3 protein-coding genes and 1 pseudogene are annotated in these 3,584 nt (G+C 73.6%); 2 read left to right on the forward strand and 2 right to left on the reverse strand.

Annotation, left to right across the window (positions count from 1 at the left end; all coding sequences use genetic code 11):
• Nucleotides 1–108: 108 nt before the first annotated feature.
• Nucleotides 109–936 (reverse strand): inositol monophosphatase family protein, encoded by an 828-nt coding sequence (locus ACFW2E_RS43435; RefSeq protein ID WP_384476676.1) that lies wholly within the window; start codon nt 934–936, stop codon nt 109–111.
• An 8-nt stretch (nt 937–944) separates the two neighbouring features.
• On the reverse strand, nt 945–2,072 hold the full coding sequence (locus tag ACFW2E_RS43440) for a ferrochelatase (protein ID WP_384476679.1): 1,128 nt from the start codon (nt 2,070–2,072) through the stop codon (nt 945–947).
• 129 nt (nt 2,073–2,201) lie between these two features.
• Between ACFW2E_RS43440 and ACFW2E_RS43445 the strand changes: the two genes are divergently transcribed.
• A complete protein-coding gene (locus tag ACFW2E_RS43445) occupies nt 2,202–3,440 on the forward strand; it encodes an MFS transporter (protein ID WP_384476681.1) in 1,239 nt (412 codons plus the stop codon).
• A pseudogene (locus ACFW2E_RS43450) lies at nt 3,400–3,584 on the forward strand (hypothetical protein); the annotation flags it as partial. The gene ACFW2E_RS43445 and the pseudogene ACFW2E_RS43450, both read left to right, overlap by 41 nt.

A 3,584-nucleotide genomic window follows, 5' to 3' on the forward strand; every position in this document is an offset into this window, starting at 1 on the left:
AGCCCCCCCCGCGGCGCGCCGCGCCGCCCCCCCCCCCCCGCCCCGCGCGGCCCCCCCATACTTGTTTTTTTGGTGGGGCGGGGGGTGGGGCCGCCCGCGCCCCGTCGCCTAGTCGTGCCAGGCGCCGAAGTCCTCCAGGAGGCGCTGGAGGGGCTCGAAGACGCCCGGGGCACCCGCCACCGTCAGATCGCGTGCGGGACGCTCTCCGGGGCGCCCACCGGTCAGGGCGCCCGCCTCGCGGGCGATCAGGTCGCCCGCCGCGACGTCCCAGGCGTTCAGCCCGCGTTCGTAGTAGCCGTCGAGGCGGCCGGCGGCCACGTCGCACAGGTCGACCGCGGCCGAGCCGCCGCGCCGGATGTCGCGCAGCAGCGGGATCAGCTTCGCGGCGACCTCGGCCTGGTGGGCGCGGACCTCGGAGACGTAGTTGAAGCCGGTGGAGACCAGGGCCTGGTCCAGGGGCGGGGCGGGACGGCAGGCCAGCGCGCGCTCGCCGTCCCAGGCACCGGTGGCCCAGGCACCGCCGCCGCGCACCGCGTGGTACGTCTCGCCGCGCATCGGCGCCGCGACGACCCCGACGACGGTCTCCCCGTCCCGCTCCGCCGCGATCGACACCGCCCAGGTGGGCAGGCCGTACAGATAGTTGACCGTGCCGTCGAGCGGGTCGATCACCCAGCGGATGCCGCTGGTGCCCTCGATGGCGGCGCCCTCCTCGCCGAGGAAGCCGTCGTCGGGGCGGTACCCGGCGATCAGGTCGGTGATCAGCTTCTCCGCCGCGATGTCCATCTCGGTCACGACGTCGATGGGGCTGGACTTGGTGGCGGCGACGGCGAGGTCGGCGGGGCGGCCGTCGCGCAGCAGCTCACCGGCGCGACGGGCGGCCTCCCGCGCCAGCTCGAGCAGGTCCGTGTGCAGGGGGTCGTGCGCGGGGCGGGTCACGGGGCTCCTCACGCGTAGGGGCTGTCGGCACCCGCGGCGGCGGGGCGGGGGGCGCGGGCCGGGCAGCAGCCGACCGGGCAGAGGTCGTGGCTCGCGCCGAGCGCGCCCAGGGCGCACGGGGTGACATCCCGGCCGCTCTCCGCGGCGGCGCGCTCCAGGATCAGCTCACGGACCGCCGCGGCGAACCTCGGGTCGGCGCCCACGGTGGGCGACCGGCGCACCGGCAGGCCCAGTTCCCCGGCCTTGGCCTCCGCCTCGGTGTCGAGGTCGTAGAGAACCTCCATGTGGTCGGAGACGAAGCCGATGGGGGCCATCACCACGGCGGGGGCGCCGGCCTCGTGCAGCGCCTCCAGGTGGTCGCAGATGTCGGGCTCCAGCCAGGGGATGTGCGGGGCTCCGGAGCGGGACTGGTAGACGAGCCGCCAGGGATGGCCGACCCCGGTGCGCTCGCGGACGGCGTCGGCGATCAGCTGGGCCACGTCCAGGTGCTGCTCGACGTACGCGCCGCCCTCGCCGTGGCCCTCGACCGGGCCGGAGGTGTCGGCGGCGGAGTCCGGGATGGAGTGGGTGGTGAAGGCGATGTGGGCGCCGTCCCGGACGTCCTCGGGGAGGTCGGCGAGGGACTCGACGACACCGTCGATCATCGGCTCCAGGAAGCCCGGGTGGTTGAAGTAGTGCCGCAGCTTGTCGATCCTCGGCAGCTCCAGGCCCTCGGCCTCCAGCGCGGCCAGCGAGTCCGCGAGGTTCTCGCGGTACTGGCGGCAGCCCGAGTAGGAGGCGAAGGCGCTGGTGGCCAGGACCAGGATGCGGCGGCGGCCGTCGGCGACCATCTCGCGCAGGGTGTCGGTCAGGTAGGGCGCCCAGTTGCGGTTGCCCCAGTAGACGGGCAGGTCCAGGCCGTGCTCGGCGAAGTCCTTGCGCAGGACGTCCAGCAGGGCGCGGTTCTGGGCGTTGATGGGGCTGACCCCGCCGAACAGGAAGTAGTGCTGCCCGACTTCCTTGAGGCGTTCCTTGGGGATGCCGCGCCCGCGCGTCACGTTCTCCAGGAACGGAACCACGTCGTCCGGGCCTTCCGGGCCGCCGAAGGAGAGCAGGAGCAGGGCGTCGTAGGGGGTGGCATCGAGCGCGTCTGGCATGGGTCCGATCCTGCCACCCGGCACTGACAGCCGGGAAACAGCGGGGTGACGAGTACGGTTCAGGGCGGTGCGTTAGGGTCGCCTTACCCGTAAGCTGTAACGACTCTCTTCACACCTTACGGAGACCCCGTGGCCAGCCCTTATCGCGCCCTGTTCGCCGCTCCAGGCACCAGGGCCTTCTCCGCCGCGGGCTTCCTCGGCCGGATGCCGCTGTCGATGATGGGCATCGGCGTGGTCACGATGATCTCCCAGCTGACCGGGCGGTACGGGCTCGCGGGCGCGTTGTCGGCGACCATCGCGCTGTCCGCGGCGGCGGCCGGTCCGCAGGTCTCGCGGCTGGTGGACCAGTACGGGCAGCGCCGGGTGCTGCGCCCGGCGACGCTGGTCGCGCTCGCCGCTGCGGCCGGACTGCTGTTCGCCGCGCACTACCGGTGGCCGGACTGGGTGCTGTTCGCCTGCGCCGCCGGAATCGGCTCCGTACCGAGCCTGGGCGCGATGATCCGGGCCCGCTGGGCGGCCCTGTACCGGGGCACCCCCAAGCTGCACATCGCCTACTCGTTCGAGTCGGTGGTGGACGAGGTGTGCTTCATCTTCGGGCCGATCATCTCCATCGGGCTGTCCACGGCCTGGTTCCCGGAGGCGGGACCACTGCTGGCCGGCTGCTTCCTGGCCGCCGGCGTCCTCTGGCTGACGGCCCAGCGGGCCACCGAGCCGGAGCCGCACCCGCGCGAGCACCACGGCGGCGGTTCGGCGATACGCGTTCCCGGACTGCAGGTACTGGTGGCCACCTTCGTGGCCACGGGGACGATCTTCGGCGCGGTCGACGTGGTCACCGTGGCCTTCGCCGACGAGCGCGGCCACAAGGGTGCGTCGAGCGTGGTCCTGGCGCTGTATGCGGCCGGTTCCTGCCTCGCCGGAGTGGTGTTCGGGCTGCTGCGCTTCGCCGGGGCGCCGGAGCGCCGGTGGCTGCTGGGCATATGCGCGATGGCCGTGAGTATGATCCCCCTCCTACTGGTCGGAAACCTGCCGCTTCTGGCCGTGGCGCTGTTCGTTGCGGGCCTGTCCATCGCGCCGACGATGATCACGACGATGTCCCTCATCGAAGAGCACGTACCTCGCGCGAAACTCACCGAGGGGATGACCTGGGTGAGCACCGGCCTGGCGGTCGGGGTAGCGCTCGGCTCCTCCGTGGCCGGCTGGGTCATCGACGCAGCCGACGCGCGCGCCGGGTACGGGGTTCCGGCCGTGTCCGGGGCCGTCGCGGTCGCGGTCGGTTTCCTCGGGTACCGCCGGCTCAGCAGGCCGGCCGCGGGTCGGGGAGGCACCGTTGAGCACCACAGCGAGCGGGAAGAACGGCACGTGGCGTAACTGGGGAGGCAACGTCGCCGCCCGTCCCGCCCGGGAGGTGACACCCGCCTCCGTGGAGGAGCTGGCCGCGGCCGTGCGCCCGGGCCCCGACCACCGCCAGACGGTGAATGCCGGCGGCCCCCGGCCCGCCAGCCAGTCCAGCGC

It is taken from the genome of Streptomyces sp. NPDC058964 (assembly GCF_042741275.1).
In the GTDB taxonomy this organism is placed as follows: domain Bacteria; phylum Actinomycetota; class Actinomycetes; order Streptomycetales; family Streptomycetaceae; genus Streptomyces.